General features: G+C 57.5%; 17 protein-coding genes. 3 read left to right on the forward strand and 14 right to left on the reverse strand.

What is annotated here, in order from left to right:
* Nucleotides 1–19: 19 nt before the first annotated feature.
* The 10 genes from nth to blr all read right to left on the reverse strand — a co-directional run bounded on the left by nth (nucleotide 20) and on the right by blr (nucleotide 7374).
* Nucleotides 20–655 (reverse strand): endonuclease III, encoded by a 636-nt coding sequence (gene nth, locus KGP22_RS09290; RefSeq protein WP_008500570.1) that lies wholly within the window; start codon nucleotides 653–655, stop codon nucleotides 20–22.
* Nucleotides 652–1338, reverse strand: coding sequence for an electron transport complex subunit E (locus KGP22_RS09295; protein ID WP_023617347.1), 687 nt, complete (start codon nucleotides 1336–1338; stop codon nucleotides 652–654). The genes nth and KGP22_RS09295 overlap by 4 nt, the downstream gene beginning before the upstream one ends.
* Nucleotides 1339–1340: 2 nt before the next feature.
* Nucleotides 1341–1961 (reverse strand): electron transport complex subunit RsxG, encoded by a 621-nt coding sequence (gene rsxG / locus KGP22_RS09300; RefSeq protein WP_111965668.1) that lies wholly within the window; start codon nucleotides 1959–1961, stop codon nucleotides 1341–1343.
* Between the two features lie 10 nt (nucleotides 1962–1971).
* A complete protein-coding gene (rsxD, locus tag KGP22_RS09305) occupies nucleotides 1972–3024 on the reverse strand; it encodes an electron transport complex subunit RsxD (protein WP_032651036.1) in 1053 nt (350 codons plus the stop codon).
* Nucleotides 3025–5046, reverse strand: a complete 2022-nt coding sequence (gene rsxC, locus KGP22_RS09310) for an electron transport complex subunit RsxC (RefSeq protein WP_223581980.1) — start codon at nucleotides 5044–5046, stop codon at nucleotides 3025–3027.
* Nucleotides 5039–5617 (reverse strand): electron transport complex subunit RsxB, encoded by a 579-nt coding sequence (gene rsxB / locus KGP22_RS09315; RefSeq protein WP_149366757.1) that lies wholly within the window; start codon nucleotides 5615–5617, stop codon nucleotides 5039–5041. Before rsxB ends, rsxC begins: the two co-directional genes overlap by 8 nt.
* A complete protein-coding gene (rsxA, locus tag KGP22_RS09320) occupies nucleotides 5617–6198 on the reverse strand; it encodes an electron transport complex subunit RsxA (RefSeq protein ID WP_063438368.1) in 582 nt (193 codons plus the stop codon). The genes rsxB and rsxA overlap by 1 nt, the downstream gene beginning before the upstream one ends.
* Before the next feature lie 76 nt (nucleotides 6199–6274).
* The gene (locus KGP22_RS09325) at nucleotides 6275–6715 is read right to left on the reverse strand and encodes a DUF2569 domain-containing protein (RefSeq protein ID WP_115874872.1); all 441 of its coding nucleotides are present in this window, start codon (nucleotides 6713–6715) and stop codon (nucleotides 6275–6277) included.
* An 86-nt stretch (nucleotides 6716–6801) separates the two neighbouring features.
* Nucleotides 6802–7017 (reverse strand): transcription modulator YdgT, encoded by a 216-nt coding sequence (gene ydgT / locus KGP22_RS09330; protein WP_013096896.1) that lies wholly within the window; start codon nucleotides 7015–7017, stop codon nucleotides 6802–6804.
* A gap of 231 nt (nucleotides 7018–7248) precedes the next feature.
* Nucleotides 7249–7374, reverse strand: coding sequence for a division septum protein Blr (gene blr / locus KGP22_RS09335; RefSeq protein WP_168112406.1), 126 nt, complete (start codon nucleotides 7372–7374; stop codon nucleotides 7249–7251).
* 243 nt (nucleotides 7375–7617) lie between these two features.
* Here blr and KGP22_RS09340 point away from each other — a divergent pair, with 243 nt between their 5' ends.
* The gene (locus KGP22_RS09340) at nucleotides 7618–8658 is read left to right on the forward strand and encodes an oxidoreductase (RefSeq protein WP_223581983.1); all 1041 of its coding nucleotides are present in this window, start codon (nucleotides 7618–7620) and stop codon (nucleotides 8656–8658) included.
* Nucleotides 8659–8711: 53 nt separating this feature from the next.
* On the opposite strand, the gene add is transcribed toward KGP22_RS09340, so the two are convergent.
* The 3 genes from add to malX form a co-directional block, all read right to left on the reverse strand.
* Entirely contained in the window at nucleotides 8712–9713 is a 1002-nt protein-coding gene (gene add / locus KGP22_RS09345) for an adenosine deaminase (RefSeq protein WP_223581985.1), read from the reverse strand.
* A 96-nt stretch (nucleotides 9714–9809) separates the two neighbouring features.
* Nucleotides 9810–10982 carry a MalY/PatB family protein gene (locus KGP22_RS09350; protein ID WP_149366759.1) on the reverse strand — a complete coding sequence of 391 codons (1173 nt, stop codon included), beginning with the start codon at nucleotides 10980–10982 and terminating at the stop codon, nucleotides 9810–9812.
* Between the two features lie 48 nt (nucleotides 10983–11030).
* Nucleotides 11031–12623 carry a maltose/glucose-specific PTS transporter subunit IIBC gene (malX, locus tag KGP22_RS09355; protein WP_111965675.1) on the reverse strand — a complete coding sequence of 531 codons (1593 nt, stop codon included), beginning with the start codon at nucleotides 12621–12623 and terminating at the stop codon, nucleotides 11031–11033.
* A gap of 178 nt (nucleotides 12624–12801) precedes the next feature.
* On the opposite strand from malX, the gene KGP22_RS09360 reads away from it, so the two are divergent.
* Nucleotides 12802–13830 (forward strand): Mal regulon transcriptional regulator MalI, encoded by a 1029-nt coding sequence (locus KGP22_RS09360; RefSeq protein ID WP_111965676.1) that lies wholly within the window; start codon nucleotides 12802–12804, stop codon nucleotides 13828–13830.
* 2 nt (nucleotides 13831–13832) lie between these two features.
* Here the strand turns inward: KGP22_RS09360 and KGP22_RS09365 are convergent, their stop codons facing one another.
* Nucleotides 13833–14729 (reverse strand): LysR family transcriptional regulator, encoded by an 897-nt coding sequence (locus KGP22_RS09365; protein WP_223581987.1) that lies wholly within the window; start codon nucleotides 14727–14729, stop codon nucleotides 13833–13835.
* 108 nt (nucleotides 14730–14837) lie between these two features.
* On the opposite strand from KGP22_RS09365, the gene KGP22_RS09370 reads away from it, so the two are divergent.
* The gene (locus tag KGP22_RS09370) at nucleotides 14838–15818 is read left to right on the forward strand and encodes an MBL fold metallo-hydrolase (RefSeq protein ID WP_223581989.1); all 981 of its coding nucleotides are present in this window, start codon (nucleotides 14838–14840) and stop codon (nucleotides 15816–15818) included.
* Nucleotides 15819–15824: the final 6 nt, after the last annotated feature.

Consider the following 15824-nt stretch of genomic DNA (forward strand, 5'->3'; position numbering starts at 1 on the left):
TGGTAAGGGATTGTGACGTTCAGGGATACACTTTTTCTTTGTATTCGCAGAGATCTTCAATAATACAGGAGCCGCAGCGAGGCTTACGGGCAATACACGTGTAACGACCGTGCAGAATCAGCCAGTGATGGCAATCAACCTTAAACTCAGCCGGAACCACTTTAAGCAGCTTCTCTTCGACCTGCTCGACATTTTTCCCCGGCGCGAAGTTGGTCCGGTTAGACACGCGAAAAATATGCGTATCTACGGCAATAGTGGGCCAGCCAAACGCGGTGTTGAGCACCACGTTGGCAGTCTTACGCCCCACGCCCGGTAAGGCTTCCAGCGCGGCGCGATCTTCCGGCACTTCGCCTCCATGCTGTTCCAGCAGGATCCGGCAGGTCTTAATGACGTTCTCGGCTTTGCTGTTAAACAGGCCGATGGTTTTGATATACGACTTCACGCCTTCCACGCCCAGCTCCAGCATGGCCTTCGGCGTATTGGCGACCGGATAGAGCAGGGCGGTGGCTTTATTGACGCTCACGTCGGTAGCCTGTGCAGAGAGCAACACCGCGATCAGCAGCTCAAACGGGGAGGTAAAATTCAGCTCCGTCGTCGGGTGCGGGTTCTCGTCCCGCAGACGGGTCAGGATCGCAATCCGCTTTTCTTTATTCATGAAGCCTTCTCGGGTGTCCCTTCCAGAACGCTGCGCTCAGCCGCGCGGCGCTTACGTTTCTCATCAATCAGGTATTTTATCGCCAGCATCATGCCAAGGCCAATAAACGCGCCGGGCGGCAGCATCGCCAGCAGGAACGGCGTATCGGTGTGGAACACTTCAACGCGCAGGGCTTTGGCCCAGCCGCCCAGCAGGGCATCTGCGCCGTCGAACAGCGTACCGTTGCCGAGGATTTCGCGCAGAGAGCCCAGCACGAACATGGCGCAGGTGGCGCCCATGCCTATGGAAAAACCGTCCAGCGCCGACATGGCGGGGCTATTTTTCACCGCGAACGCTTCCGCACGCCCGACCACGATACAGTTGGTGACGATAAGAGGAATAAAGATCCCGAGCGACTGGTACAGGCCGAACGCGTAGGCGTTAATCAGCATCTGAACAATACTGACCACCGACGCAATGATCATGACGTAAATCGGAATACGAATTTCCGACGGCGTCCAGCGTCGCAGCGCAGAGATGGAGAGGTTGGTCAGGGTCAATACCAGGGTGGTTGCCAGACCCAGACCGAGCGCGTTGGTGGCGGTGGACGTTACCGCCAGCAGTGGGCACATCCCCAGAAGCTGCACCAGCGCGGAGTTGTTCTTCCACAACCCCTGGACAATAACCTCTTTAACCTGGCTCATGATTACTCCTCACAGACCGGAAGATTGTTGATCTGCGCGGGCAGCGTTTCAGCGTACAGCCCGGCTCGTTTTACGGCGTTTACCACGGCGCGCGGCGTGATGGTCGCGCCGGTGAACTGGTCGAACTCGCCGCCGTCTTTCTTCACCGCAAACGCGGTGTCACCTTCGCCATGGATAACTTTCCCGGCGAAGTGCAAAATCCAGTCGCTCAGACGGGTTTCAATTTTGTCGCCAAGACCCGGCGTTTCATGATGTTCCGTCACGCGGGTGCCCAGGATGGTACCGGAGAAATCGCTGCCCACGAGCAGCTGAATGGCGCCGGAATAGCCGTCAGGCGCGGTCGCTTCCATCACCGCGCCGACCGGTTTATCCCCTTTGCGGGCGATAAAGAGGCGGTGCGGGCCTTTCCCAAGCTGCGGCGCGTCTACCACAAAGCAGCTTTTTTGCAGGTCATTATCGTAGAAATCGGACGGGATCACCTGATCGAACAGCGCCTTTTGCTGCTTCGAGGCCTGTTCTTCGATGGTCGTTTTGGTCAGCGCATTAACCAGTGCCGTTAGCCCCGTCAGGACCGCGGCGAAGACAGCCAGCGTGACGCCGTGTTTTTGCATCGTTTTTAACATGGCGAAACCCCTAGCGATGGCCATACACGCGAGGGCGCGTGTAGTAGTCGATGAGCGGAACGGTAATGTTGGCAAGCAGGACGGCAAAGGCCACACCGTCCGGATACCCGCCAAAGCTGCGGATGAGCCAGACCAGCAGGCCCGCCAGCGCGCCGAAGATCAGGCGGCCGCGGTTAGTCGTTGACGCCGTCACCGGATCCGTCAGGATAAAGAAGGCTCCTAACATAGTGGCACCGGAGAGCAAATGCATCTGCGGGCTGGCCAGTGATTCAGGAGAAAAGACCCATCCCAGCGTGGCGCACACCGCCAGCGTCACGAGAAAGCTGACCGGAATATGCCAGCGGATGGCTTTCTGCTGCAGCAGGAACAGGCCGCCCAGCAGATACGCCAGGTTGACCCACTGCCAGCCCGCGCCCGCCAGCATGCCGCTGTAGATCGCGGACTTCATGATCTGCTCAACGCTGTGCCCGGCATGCAGGGATGTTTTAAAGGTATCGAGAGGCGTCGCCTGGCTGATACCGTCCACGCCCATGCGCAGCGCGTTCATATCCGCACCGAGTGCCGTATGGCCGGTAAAGATGACGTGCAGGGCATCCATAAAGCCCGGAACCGTGGCCGCAATCTCGTGCGGTGGCAGCCAGCTGGTCATCTGCACCGGGAAGGAGATCAGCAGCACCACGTAGCCAATCATCGCCGGGTTAAACGGGTTATGGCCCAGTCCACCATACAGCTGTTTGGCAATGATCACGGCAAACACGGTGCCGAGCACTACCATCCACCACGGGGCAAACGGCGGAATACTGATGGCGAGAAGCAGGCCGGTCAGCAGCGCGGAGTTGTCGGCAAGAATACGGGAGACAGCCGCCTTGCGCAGCTTAAGCACAAGGGCTTCCGCCGCTAAGGCGCTGGCACAGCCCAGGATTATCTGGAACAGGGTTCCCCAGCCGAAAAACCAGCACTGAACGGCAATGCCCGGCAGCGCCGCCAGGCAGACCAGCATCATAATGCGCGACGTCTGGCGCTGATTGTGGGTGTAAGGGGAGCTTGCGATTCTGAAAACCATTTAATCCTCGTTAACTGCTTGCTGTGCGGCTTTCTTCGCCTGAACGCGCGCGATGGCGGCGGCCACGGCGGCTTTGCGCGGGTCATCGTTGGCGGCCTGAGGTTGTTCATCCTGCTGCGCCGCTTTGCGCGCTTTAGCGCGGGCAATCGCCGCTTCGACGGCGGCTTTACGCGGGTCGACCGGTGCTTTTGTTTCTGCAGCTGGCGTCTGCTGCGCCGCCTTGCGCGCTTTGGCCCGGGCAATCGCCGCTTCGACGGCCGCTTTGCGAGGGTCGACCGCTTCCTGCTCAACCACCACGTTCTGCTCGCCGGCTTTGCGCGCTTTGGCGCGGGCTATTGCCGCTTCAACTGCGGCTTTGCGCGGGTCAACCTCTGCATCCGTCTGGACCGTTTGCGCTTTTTCAGCCTGACGGGCGCGAGCCTGGGCTTTGCGAGCTTCACGCGCCGCGATGGCTTCACTGTTGTCAGGCTTCTCGCCGGCCGGGATCACCACAGGCTGCGCCGCTGTCGCTTTTTTCTCACGAACGCGCGCCAGTGCGGCGTTAATCGCATCCTGATCTTTCTCGCCGGGCTGAACCGCGGCCTGCTTATGGCGCTCCTGACGGGCGATTTTTTCGCGCTCCAGTCGCGCCTGGCGCGCTTCGAAACGTGCCTTAGCTTCCGCGGCGCGTTTTTCTTCCATGGAGATAGCATAAATCTCAGCTTTCTCCTGGCGGAAATACTGCACCAGCGGGATGTTGCTTGGGCAGACCCAGGCGCAGGCGCCGCATTCGATGCAGTCGGCCAGGTTATGGGCTTTTGCCTTGTCGTGCAGCTGGCCTTTGCTGTACCAGTACAGCTGCTGCGGAAGCAGATCCGCCGGGCAGGCATCGGCGCAGGCGCTGCAGCGGATGCAGCCTTTCTCTTCCTGCTCTTCGCCCATCTCGGTCGGGGAAGGGGCGAGCAGACAGTTGGTAATTTTCACTACAGGGACATCGAGCCACGGCAGGGTAAAGCCCATCAGCGGGCCTCCCATGATCACCATCTGGTCGCTGCCCGGGCAAAACTCAGCCTGCTCCAGCAGGTGACGCACCGGCGTACCCAGACGTGCCCAGACGTTGCCCGGACGAGAGACCGATTCCCCGGTCAGCGTTACCACGCGCTCGGTCAGCGGCTCGCCGTCGATCACCGCGCGCTTCACGGCGTAAGCGGTGCCGACGTTCTGCATCAGCACGCCGATATCCGAAGAGCGTCCGCCGTGCGGCACCTGCTTACCGGTAAGGATTTGCGTCAGCTGTTTAGCACCGCCAGAGGGGTACTTGGTCGGGATGACGCGCAGGCTGATATCGTGGCTACCGGCCAGCACGGCGCGCAGCATCGAGATAGCCTGCGGTTTATTGTCTTCGATACCGATCAGCACTTCCCGCGGCTGCAGAATGTGCGCCAGGATGCGGATGCCTTCCACCACCTGGGCGGCGCAGTCCTGCATCAGACGATCGTCAGCGGTAATGTACGGTTCGCATTCGGCGGCGTTGATAATCAGCGTCTGAATATTATCGCCACCGCCGCGCAGCTTGACGCCTGTCGGGAAGCCTGCGCCGCCGAGGCCGGCAACGCCGAACTGATGAATACGTTCAATAAGTGCTTCGCGGCTCTGGCTGCGGTAATCGCTCCAGCCATCACGGTCGATCCAGCGGTCTTCACCGTCGGCTTCAATAATCACGCTCAGCTCTGAAAGTGCTGACGGATGGGCCACCGTATGGGGCGCGATGGCGACCACCTTACCGGAGGTGGGAGCGTGCACCGGCAGCATACGTCCGCGGCCAAAGGTCAGCGGCTGACCGCGAAGGACCGTATCGCCTTCTTTGACGCACAGCTCACCCTCAGCGCCAATGTGCTGCTTGAGCGGCATAACGAAACGGGTCGCCAGCGGAATTTGACGCAGCGGCGTGCCGCTAGACTGGGTTTTCATTTCCGGTGGGTGAATACCCCCGTCAAAATCCCAAATCTTCTCTTTTCTGAAAGCAGAAAATAACTTAAGCATGTTGTTCCACAGGAATATTGCGAACCGGAATGGTTTGAAGATCCCACTTCCAGCTTTCGGTAGTCGTTTCAACCGGGCGCAGCTCGATACATTGCGTCGGGCAAGGTGCTACGCAGAGGTTACAGCCGGTGCACAGGTCTGCCACCACGGTGTGCATGGCGCGCGTTGCGCCAACAATGGCGTCGACCGGGCAGGCCTGAATACATTTGGTGCAGCCGATGCAGTTCGCTTCGTCGATCACGGCCAGCGCGCGGACCGGCTCCAGCACCTCCGCATCGCCGTCAACGGGCTGCGGATCAACGTTAAGCAGGGCCGCAATTTTCAACATCACCGCTTCGCCGCCGGGCGCACAGCGGTTAATTTTTTCACCCTGAATGCCTACCGCTTCCGCGTAGGGACGGCAGCCCGGGTAGCCGCACTGCCCGCACTGGCTTTGCGGCAGGAGCTCATCAATTTTCTCAACAACAGGATCGTCCTCTACCGCGAAGCGGCGGGAGGCGTAACCCAGGATAAGGCCAAACACCAACCCCAGAACGCTAATAGAGGCGATGGCAATCCAGATAGCACTCATTACAACTTCACCAGACCACTAAAGCCCATAAAGGCCAGAGACATTAAACCTGCGGTCACCAGCGCAATCGCGTTACCGCGGAAAGGGGCGGGGATATCCGCTGCCGCCAGACGCTCGCGAATCGACGCGAAGAGAACCATAACAAATGAGAAACCGACTGCAGCGGAAAAACCGTACAGCGCCGACTGCATAAAGTTATGGCCAAGGTTGATATTCAGCAGCGCCACGCCGAGAACGGCGCAGTTGGTAGTGATCAGCGGCAGGAAGATACCCAGCAGGCGATAGAGCGCCGGGCTGGTTTTGCGCACCACCATTTCGGTAAATTGCACTACCACCGCGATAACCAAAATAAAGGCCAGCGTACGGAGATAGGTTAACCCCAGCGGAATGAGGATCCAGGTATCAATCCACCACGCGCAGATGGACGCCAGCGTCATGACGAAGGTCGTCGCCAGCCCCATGCCCATTGCCGTTTCCAGCTTTTTGGAAACGCCCATAAACGGACACAGGCCAAGGAACTTCACCAGAACGAAGTTGTTAACCAGCACGGTGCCGACAAAGAGCAGTAAGTAATCGGTCATTATTTAGCCTGAAATAAAAAAGCCGCCTATTATCGGACAAACACACGCAGGCGACAACAGGTTATCTGTAGGGTTATTACGGGTTCACGAAGGTGTTTTTCACCCGTGTCGAACGCTTGAAGTAGGGTACCAGCAGCGCCGCGGCCAGCAACGGGAAAAGCAGCTGACGAACGGCCAGCGCGTCTGAAACGGGCGAAAAAGCAAATGCCTTCACCGCCAGCAGGACCGAAACCAGCAGCCAGATAATGTAGTGCTTAGGCACATTCTTACGGCGCTTAAAGAAGGCGATGGTCAGCCACAGCGTGTAGTACCACATCCCGATCGCGAAAACGAATGACACAAACCACAAAGCAATATTCAGCACGTTTTGCGACATCAGGGTCTGGATGGCGTGAGGGGTAATCAGTGCGGTGGTATAAAGCAGCAGCGCAAGTGATGCGCTTAATAAGGCAACCAGCAGCCATGCCAGTGGGGCGATTAACCAGCCTCCAATGCGTTCTCCAGGCGTTGCGGTCATGAACTCTCCCATAATCTGCGCGAAATGTTTTACAGCCAGTTGGCAGGGCGGAGAGTATATAACATTTCGCGCGGATGGCTACTTTCTTATAAAACGTAGCGCCATACTGACTTAGGCACTTCACCCACGTTGAACAAACGACCGCCGGAAACCAGCTCCGCACGGCGATGGTCAGCGGCACGATACATATTAATGATGTCCTGATTATCAGACAGGGTGTAGTTCAGATGGTCAAACAGTTTTTCCAGGCTCTCAAGCGAATTGATCTTGCGAAATTTTAATAAATAGTCCTGAACTGTCATATTAATAAGTTTCCATATAAAAGTGAGTAATACCAGTTAAGGTAATTCGTTCGAATAATAAACGGATTAATAAAGACGTAAACAGCCCACTCAGGTAACGCGACGAAATTAGGAGTTTTCTTTGCTGAAATTCAGGCATCAGACGATGCCTGGAAGAGAAGGTTAACCGTGTTCACCAGGGCTGGCAATAAGTAACTGACATATTATGTCACTCTTTAGTGCGGTAACCGGTTACTTGGGTTGGGCGACTGTGACAGGCTCCGGCGGCTGGTAGTTATCGATATGGCTGGCAACGCCCAGCAAAATGACCGAAACCCCAAGGACAATCCATCCCGCTAATTCAATGATTCGATTAATAATTGACGTCATGATTCGTAGTTGTACTTTATCCTTAAATACAGGGTGCAAATGTTACAGCGACGTTTCCCCGGCCGCAAGCGCTTTGGGAACGGTTCCCTTAAACAAAATCAGTAGGTTAATACTATGTAACAAAAACAACCCGTACGACCTGCTATTTTAAGTCATATGGCACATTATTAATCTGTGGTAATGCCAGGCTAGCCAGTGTGAAATAAGAACGTCATAAAAGAGGATGGCACTATGAGTGATAATATCCGCGTTGGGCTTATCGGCTACGGGTATGCAAGCAAAACGTTTCATGCGCCTCTGATAGCCGGGACGCCGGGGATGGCGCTGGCAGCGGTATCCAGCAGCGATGCCGCTAAAGTCCATACAGACTGGCCTTCCGTGCCGGTTGTCTCTGAGCCAAAACACCTTTTCAACGATCCGAATATTGATTTAATCGTTATCCCCACGCCGAACGACACCCACTTTCCACTGGCAAAGGCCGCGCTGGAAGCCGGCAAGCACGTGGTTGTCGATAAGCCCTTTACCGTTACGTTGTCTCAGGCGCGCGAGTTGGATGCGCTGGCAAAGAGTCTGGGCAGGTTGCTGTCGGTGTTCCATAACCGCCGCTGGGACAGCGACTTTTTAACGGTAAAAAGGCTTCTCAGTGAGGGCTCATTAGGGGAGATCCTCTTTTTTGAATCGCACTTTGACCGCTTCCGTCCGCAGGTACGAAACCGCTGGCGCGAGCAGGCCGGTCCGGGCAGCGGCATCTGGTACGATTTAGCCCCGCATCTGCTGGATCAGGCCGTCAATCTTTTTGGTCTGCCGGTGAGCATGACGGTCGATCTGGCCCAGCTCAGGCCCGGAGCACAGACGACCGATTACTTCCACGCGGTGCTGAGTTACCCGCAGCGGCGGATTGTGCTCCACGGTACGATGGTCGCGGCCGCGGAATCGGCCCGCTATATTATGCACGGCACGCGCGGGAGCTACGTGAAGTTTGGTCTCGATCCGCAGGAAGACCGGCTGAAAAGCGGTGAACGTTTACCGCAGGAAGACTGGGGCTATGATATGCGCGACGGCGTAGTGACGCGGGTGGAAGGCGAGGAGATGGTCGAGGAGACCTTTCTGACGATACCGGGTAACTATCCGGCCTATTATGCGGGCATCCGCGATGCGCTGAACGGCACGGGAGAGAATCCGGTTCCGGCCAGCCAGGCGATACAGATTATGGAGCTGATTGAGCTGGGTATTGAATCTGCCAAACATCGCGCGACGCTCTGTCTGGCATAATTTTTAAATATTTTAGTAGGCCGGGTAAGCGTTAGCGCCACCCGGCAGCGGAGTTAACCGCGAGCCACTTTATCTTTCAGCGCCTGCTTCTCTGCAGGCGTCAGGAAGGCACTCTCCAGCCCGTTGATCTGCGCCTGACGGATCTGCTCGCGGCTCAGACCCGCCTGCGGTGCGGCGATGTTGTACTCATGGATGATATCCACGCCCTGTACCGCCGGATCGTCAGTGTTCAGAGAGGCCAGCACGCCGTGCTCAAGGAACGTTTTCAGCGGGTGCTGCGACAGCGATGCGACGGTGCTGGTCTGAATGTTAGACGTCAGGCACGACTCAATCCCGATACGCTGCTCCGCCAGGAAATCCATCAGCGCGCGATCTTCTACCGCCTTCACGCCGTGACCGATACGCTCGGCGCCCAGCTCGCGGATGGCCTGCCAGATGCTTTCGGGGCCAGCCGCTTCGCCCGCATGCACGGTAATGTGCCAGCCGGCATCGCGCGCGCGGTTGAATTGGGAGAGGAACAGGCTGCCCGGGAAGCCCAGCTCGTCACCGGCGAGATCGACGGCGGTGATGGCATCGCGATGGGCCAGCAGCGCCTCCAGCTCCTGCAGGCAGGCGGCTTCACCGAAGGTACGGCTCATGATGCCGATCAGGCGAGCCTGAACGTCGAAGGTTTTACACCCTTCGCGCACGCCTTCAATGACGGCTTCCACCACGCCTGCAACGGGCAGGCTGTGGGTCATCGCCATGTAGCCCGGCGAGAAGCGCAGCTCGACGTAGTGCAGGCCGTTGCGGGCGGCATCTTCGATGTTCTCAAACGCCACGCGGCGGCAGGCATCCAGCGACGCCAGCATCTTTACGCCCCAGTCGAGTTTGCTCAGGAAGCTGACCAGGTCCGGTTCATTAGAGGTCACCTGTACGTGAGGGATCAGGGACTCAAGGGTCTGAGCAGGAAGCGTTAAATTGAACTGGCGGCCAAGATCGAGGATGGTTTGGGCACGAATGTTACCGTCAAGGTGACGATGAATATCAGTTAAAGGCAGGCGTGTATCAATCATGGTCGCACTCTTTTCTGGTTAAAGTGCGCCATATTATAAAAACAAAACGGGGTAAAAAGCTATTTGCGCAAGGGAATATTCCGTTGCGCAAATTGATTACAGGAGCGTATTAATCCCGGCAATCAGGCGTTGAACCCCTTGCTCAAGCTTGCTTCGCGGGCTGCCCGCATTCAGGCGTACGAAGCCATTTCCCTCTTTTCCATAGGTATATCCCGGCATGATGGCGACTTTTTGCTGCTCGATCAGCACTTTTTGCAGCGCCCGATCGTCAATGTTCAGCGGGCGCAGATCGATCCAGGCCAGATAGGTCGCTTCCGGCGGCTGCCAGTTCAGTTTCGGAAAAGCGTGGTTTACTTCCTGCGCGATATACGACAAATTTGCTTCGAGATAACCCCGCAGGGCATCCAGCCACGGCTCCCCCTGCTGATAGGCGGCGATATGCGCCGTCAGCGCCAGCACGGAAGGGGAAGAGAGTCCGTCCCGTCCTTTTAGTGCGCTGAGATAACCGTTACGGCTCTCTTCATCGCCAACCATGCCGTAAGCGCCCGTCAGCGCTGGAATATTAAAGCTTTTCGAGCCGGAGGTGAGAAGCGCCCATTTCCCGCGCGCCACCGCGATCCACGGCGTGTGACGATGCTCTCCCCACACCATATCCATATGAATTTCATCGCTGATCACCGCCACGTCATAGCGTGCGCACAGTTCCGCCATGTGCGTCAGCTCATCCCGCGTCCAGACCTTGCCGGTCGGATTCTGCGGGCTGCACAGCAGCAAAATTTTGTTTTCCGGTTTCGCAAGCGCCGCTTCGAGGGCCGCCATATTGCCCTGCCAGCCTGCTGCCTGCTTTTCCATCTCAACCGCCACAACACGACGCGCGTTACCCTCTATGGCCTTATAAAACGCATCGTATGCCGGGGTGTGTACCACCACGCCGTCGCCGGGGTTTGACCAGAGACGTATCAGTTCAGAGACCATGTAGATGACGGAGGGGCCATAAACCACGGTTTCGGTATCAATCCGGCTGTTAAAACGCTGCTGGAACCAGTGCGCGACGGCGGCGAGAAACTCGTCGTTTTTCCAGCGGCTGTAACCGAACACGCCGTGTTGAATGCGCTGATGCAGCGCGTCGGTAATGCAGGGGGCGGTGGCGAAATCCATATCCGAGATGGTGAAGGGCAGCAGATCGTCCGCGCCAAAACGGTCGGCGACGTAGTCCCACTGCGTACACCAGGTGCCGTGTCGATCCACGACGGTTGAGAAATCAAACATGCTTTAATCCTTAACGTAAAACCCCCTCATGGAGAGGGGGCTGAGGCATCAGGCTTCTACTGTTCGCATCAGGGTAGCCAGCTCATCTTTCACTGACTGTACCTGCGGGCCGATAACCACCTGCAAATTGTGCTGATTTAACTGTACCACGCCGATGGCCCGGTTGGCTTTCAGGGCGTTGGTGTCCACTTTTGACATATCCGCCACCGACAAACGCAGGCGGGTAATGCAGTTATCCAGCGAGGTAATGTTATCCGCACCGCCCAGCGCTGCCAGAATTGCTGGGGTGTTATAGCCGGATTTGCCCACGGTACCGGCTACCGCCTGCTCGACGCTGGTGGCCGTATCGGTATCGCGGCCTGGCGTTTTCAGGTTAAAGCGGGTGATGGCGAAGCGGAAGATGCCGTAGTACACCACGAACCAGATCGCCGCCACGACCGGGACCAGATACCACTTGGTGGAGAGGCCGTGCAGGATCCCGAAGACTACGAAGTCAATCACGTTGCCGTCGGTGTTGCCGATGGTAACGCCCAGCACCGCCATAACGGTAAAGCCCAGACCGGTCAGCACCGCGTGGATGAGGTACAGCACCGGTGCGACGAACAGGAACAGGAATTCGATTGGCTCGGTGGTACCGCCCACGACGCAGGCGATCACGCCGGAAATCAGCAGACCTTTAATTTTATGACGGTTTTCCGGGCGCGCGCAGTGGTACATCGCCAGCGCGGCACCCGGCAGGCCGCCGAGGAAGGCAGGCATTTTACCCTGAGACAGGAAGCGGGTTGCGCTTTCGGAGAAGCCGTGGGTGGTCGGGCAGCTCAGCTGCGCCTGGAAGATGGTCAGCGCGCCGCTCACATCGTGACCGCACACCTCCATGGTGCCGCCCGCTTCGGTGAAGCGAATCAGAGCCACCAGGATATGCTGCAGGCCAAACGGCAGGAGCAGACGCTCGCCGGTGCCGAAGATCATCGGACCAAAATCTCCCGCGCCGTTGATGATGCGGCCAATACCGTTAATGCCCAGCGCAAAGACCGGCCAGATCAGCGGAATGATCAAACCAAACAGACCCATGACCACCAGGGTCACAATCGGCACAAAGCGGGTACCGCCGAAGAAGGCCAGGGCATCCGGCAGACGAATATTGTGGAAGCGCTCGTGCAGCATCCAGATAATCACGCCCGCGATCACTGCACCGAGGATCCCGGTATCAATAGACTGGATACCGATCACGCTCTGAATGTTGTTAGCTTTCAGCACGGCAGCGTCGGTGGTCGGCAGAATGCCTTTCGCGGTCAGCCAGAAGTTAACCGCCAGGTTCATCACCGCGTAACCCACAAAACCGGCAAACGCCGCGACGCCTTTGTTCTCGCGGGCCAGGCCCAGCGGGATAGCGATACAGAACATGACGGGCAGGAAGCTAAACGCAAAGGAGCCGACTTTACTCATCCAGATAAAGATCGCCTGCAGCACGGGAGTACCGAGGAACGGGATCAGCGTGATGACATCTTTACTGCTGAGCGAGCTGCCGATCCCGAGCATGATCCCGCAGAACGAGAGAAGTGCCACGGGCAGCATAAAGGTTTTACCCAGTTGCTGGAAAAATTCCCACAGCGATATTTTTTGTGCTGCTTTCGCCGTCATAAAACGACTCCTTTATTGTTAAAATCAGTTTGTCTGCCTCAATGCTGCGAGAAGATAAAACGTTTTATCAAAGTTTAGTGCGCGCTAAATCACATTCTCAGGCTTTGACTGGTAGTATAAAGATAACGTATTGATAAAACGTTTTACCGATCTCATTTTCAGGGAGTCACGCCAACACATGGCCGTAGTGAAAAAAGTCACCATCAACGATGTCGCGTTGGCGGCGGGGGTTTCCGTCAGCACCGTTTCTCTGGTACTGAGCGGAAAAGGGCGCATCTCTCCCGCGACCGGTCAGCGGGTGAACGAGGCGGTTGAACAGTTGGGCTTTGTGCGTAACCGCCAGGCGTCGGCGCTGCGCGGGGGGCAAAGCGGGGTGATTGGCCTGATCGTTCGTGACCTGACGTCACCTTTCTATGCGGAGTTGACGGCCGGGTTAACCGAAGCGCTTGAAGCGCAGGGGCGGATGGTCTTTCTGCTTCACGGCGGCCGCGAAGCCGATCAGCTGCTTTCCCGGCTCGATATGCTGTTGAACCAGGGGGTGGACGGGGTGATCGTCGCAGGGGCGTCGGGCGTGGGCAGCGAGCTGTGCGAGCGTGCCGCCGAAAAGGGCGTGCCGCTGGTGTTTGCCTCGCGCGCCAGCTACCTCGACGAAGCCGATACGCTGCGTCCGGATAACATGCAGGCCGCGCAAATGCTGACCGAGCATCTTATTCGTCGCGGTCATCAGCGCATTGCCTGGCTGGGCGGAAAAAGCTCGTCCCTGACCCGCGCCGAGCGGGTCGGCGGCTACTGTGCGACGCTGATTAAATACGGCCTGCCGTTCCACAGCGAGTGGGTCGTGGAGTGTGAGTCCAGCCAGAAGATGGCGGCGGAAGCGATAGGCGCGCTGCTGCGAAGCAGCCCGACGATCAGCGCCGTGATTTGCTATAACGATGTGATCGCTATGGGCGCCTGGTTTGGCCTGATCCGCGCCGGGCGTCAGAGCGGCGAGGGCGGGGTGGAAACCTTCTTCGGCCACCAGGTGGCGCTGGGGGCGTTCGCCGACGTCGGTGAAAACGCGCTGGACGATCTGCCGATCGTCTGGGCCACTACCCCCGCGCGGGAGATGGGTTACACCCTGGCGGACAGAATCATGCAGCGTATCGAAAATACGGATGTGCAGGCCGGGCACCAGATTGTGGCGGCGCGCCTGGTGCCGGTAAAATAGTATCAGGTGAGTTGCGTTAGCGGACTGAGCAACAGTTCGGCTTCCAGTGCTTCCACAAATTTTCGTACTTTTGCCGGGATCAGCCTGGAGGTCGGATAAACCGCCCAAACGGCCAGCGATTCCGGCCGGGCATCTTCCAGGACGATCCGCTCGAGTTTCCCCTCTCTGAAGGCCGGTTCTACGTACCAGCGAGATAAATTGGCGATGCCCAATCCTCCAAGGCAGGCTTCGAAAATTGCCTCAACAGAGTTCGCGGAGAATCGACCCGACACCTTTTGCCTGTAGCGCTGTTCGCCCTGTTCGAATGACCAGTGGACGGTATCTGACGTGGTCAGACAGCTATGTGCCGCCAGATCGTTAAACGATTTTGGATAGCCATTTGCGGCAAGATACGCCGCGCTGGCCCAGAGATCCCGTGGGTTGTGACACAGGCGATGGGCAACTAATCGGTTGTCGCGCAGCGGCGCAATGCGTAACGCCACGTCTATGCCTTTTCCGACAATATCCACCTGTTCGTCGGTTGCGAGTAAATCGACCTGCAGGGCGGGATGCTGCTGCATGAACCGGGTCAGCATAGGAGCAACGATCTTACGGCCAAACCCCGCTGAGGCGGTAATGCGCAGGCGTCCGGTAAGATGCGTCCCCTCGGGAAACAGATCGGCCAGCGCATTATTTTTGTCTTCCAGCAGCGCCTGCGCATGGGGTAAAAAAACGTCCCCATCGCTGGTGGGTGAGAGGGAACGCGTGGTGCGATGCACCAGCCTGACCCCCAGTTCCGCCTCAAGATTATTAAGAGACCGTGATGCCGCCATAGGGCTCACAGAGAGCCGACGCGCGGCGCCCGCCAGGCTACCCGCCTTGACGGCTTCGACAAACACTTCAACGTCTTCCAGCTTCATTGTATCGCTTTTCGTTATGCTGACCTATCAAAGTACATGTCTACATTATTAATCGTTACGCTGCCATAGTCTCTTCACAACCTGAAAAAATATCAGTCTGGAGTGAAGATGAAAAAGTTGAAAACGGTTCTGGCGTTCAGCGGCCTGCTCTTTGCAAGCTCATCGTGGGCAGATGCCCCCGCGCAGGTGAAACAGCAGGTCCCGGGGTATTATCGTCTGGCGGTCGGGGAATATGAGGTGACGGCGCTTTTCGACGGCTATAACGATCTTTCGCCTGCCTTGCTACACGGGCTCTCAGGCGACAAGGTTCGCGAACTGCTGGCTCAACACAAAATTGATGCCGAACGCATGCCTACTGCCTTCAACGCCTTCCTGGTGAATACCGGTAAACACCTGGTGATGATTGACAGCGGGGGCGGCCACTGCATGTCGGAAACGGCTGGCCAGCTGGTCAGCAATATGAACGCATCAGGGTATCGTCCCGATCAGGTTGATACCATTTTCCTGACCCACCTGCACCTTGACCACGTGTGTGGCCTGAGCGATGCAGACGGTAAGGCGCTGTTCCCCAATGCCACCGTCTACGTTCCGCAGGGGGAAGCCGACTACTGGCTTGACCCTGCAAAAGAAGCGAGCGCACCGGCTAACGCGAAGGAGTATTTCGCTATCGCCAGGAATGCTCTTTCTGCCTATAAAGCCGCCGGGCATCTTAAAACCTTCGTCCCGCCAGCTTCGCCGATCCCGGAAGTCCAGACGACCTATGCCACTGGTCATACGCCTGGCAGTACCGTTTATCGCTTTGCGTCGCAGGGTACGGCTATCAACTTCATTGGGGATTTGATTCATGCGCCTGCCGTCCAGTTCCCGCACCCTGAAGTGTCTATTCGCTTCGATGTCGATCCGAAAAAAGCCATCTCGTCCCGGACGCAGGAATTTAACGCGCTGGCGAAAGACGGTGAGTGGATGGCCGCAGCGCATCTGCCATTCCCCGGTATCGGGCATATTACCGCCGGGCAGCAGGGTTTTAGCTGGAACCCGGTAAATTACGGTCCTTATCAACGTGCGGCCAACGTGCCTCTGCTGAAATAATATGAG

The sequence above is a fragment of the Enterobacter sp. JBIWA005 genome, from assembly GCF_019968805.1.
GTDB lineage: Bacteria > Pseudomonadota > Gammaproteobacteria > Enterobacterales > Enterobacteriaceae > Enterobacter > Enterobacter vonholyi.

Excerpts from the sequence above, each read along its gene's own strand:
- nth (WP_008500570.1), bottom strand. The coding sequence starts at position 655 with ATGAATAAAGAAAAGCGGATTGCGATCCTGACCCGTCTGCGGGACGAG.
- KGP22_RS09295 (WP_023617347.1), bottom strand. The coding sequence starts at position 1,338 with ATGAGCCAGGTTAAAGAGGTTATTGTCCAGGGGTTGTGGAAGAACAAC.
- rsxG (WP_111965668.1), bottom strand. The coding sequence starts at position 1,961 with ATGTTAAAAACGATGCAAAAACACGGCGTCACGCTGGCTGTCTTCGCC.
- rsxD (WP_032651036.1), bottom strand. The coding sequence starts at position 3,024 with ATGGTTTTCAGAATCGCAAGCTCCCCTTACACCCACAATCAGCGCCAG.
- rsxC (WP_223581980.1), bottom strand. The coding sequence starts at position 5,046 with ATGCTTAAGTTATTTTCTGCTTTCAGAAAAGAGAAGATTTGGGATTTT.
- rsxB (WP_149366757.1), bottom strand. The coding sequence starts at position 5,617 with ATGAGTGCTATCTGGATTGCCATCGCCTCTATTAGCGTTCTGGGGTTG.
- rsxA (WP_063438368.1), bottom strand. The coding sequence starts at position 6,198 with ATGACCGATTACTTACTGCTCTTTGTCGGCACCGTGCTGGTTAACAAC.
- KGP22_RS09325 (WP_115874872.1), bottom strand. The coding sequence starts at position 6,715 with ATGACCGCAACGCCTGGAGAACGCATTGGAGGCTGGTTAATCGCCCCA.
- ydgT (WP_013096896.1), bottom strand. The coding sequence starts at position 7,017 with ATGACAGTTCAGGACTATTTATTAAAATTTCGCAAGATCAATTCGCTT.
- KGP22_RS09340 (WP_223581983.1), top strand. The coding sequence starts at position 7,618 with ATGAGTGATAATATCCGCGTTGGGCTTATCGGCTACGGGTATGCAAGC.
- add (WP_223581985.1), bottom strand. The coding sequence starts at position 9,713 with ATGATTGATACACGCCTGCCTTTAACTGATATTCATCGTCACCTTGAC.
- KGP22_RS09350 (WP_149366759.1), bottom strand. The coding sequence starts at position 10,982 with ATGTTTGATTTCTCAACCGTCGTGGATCGACACGGCACCTGGTGTACG.
- malX (WP_111965675.1), bottom strand. The coding sequence starts at position 12,623 with ATGACGGCGAAAGCAGCACAAAAAATATCGCTGTGGGAATTTTTCCAG.
- KGP22_RS09360 (WP_111965676.1), top strand. The coding sequence starts at position 12,802 with ATGGCCGTAGTGAAAAAAGTCACCATCAACGATGTCGCGTTGGCGGCG.
- KGP22_RS09365 (WP_223581987.1), bottom strand. The coding sequence starts at position 14,729 with ATGAAGCTGGAAGACGTTGAAGTGTTTGTCGAAGCCGTCAAGGCGGGT.
- KGP22_RS09370 (WP_223581989.1), top strand. The coding sequence starts at position 14,838 with ATGAAAAAGTTGAAAACGGTTCTGGCGTTCAGCGGCCTGCTCTTTGCA.